The following is a 274-nucleotide window of genomic DNA, read 5'->3' as shown; positions in this document are numbered from 1 at the left end:
CGCGCGCGAGCACGGTCGCACGATCCTGCAGTCCTGGGCCGAGCACCCGGCCATCGACGGTCCGCAGCTGGACGCGCCGACCGGTTTCGGCCGCATCCCGCTCGACCGGGCCGCGCGGTTCTACCTCGCCGCGGGTTACACGCTCGAGCAGGTCGTTCGGCAGAGCCGCCTCGAGCTCGACGGCGCAGAGTCGCACCTGCAGGCACTGCTCGCCGAGGCCGAGGCTGCGGCATCGGGCTACCGCGTCATCCAGTGGACGCTCCCGACGCCGCCC

1 protein-coding gene is annotated in these 274 nt (G+C 73.7%); it reads left to right on the top strand.

Annotated features, from left to right (window positions below):
• Positions 1 to 274 (top strand): hypothetical protein (locus tag ACZ3GY_RS23930; protein WP_465912217.1); only part of this gene is annotated, 274 nt, incomplete at both ends.

The sequence above is a fragment of the Pseudomonas sp. PME37.24/006 genome (genome assembly GCF_055556635.1).
This window is presented reverse-complemented; position numbering and strand designations above follow the sequence as displayed.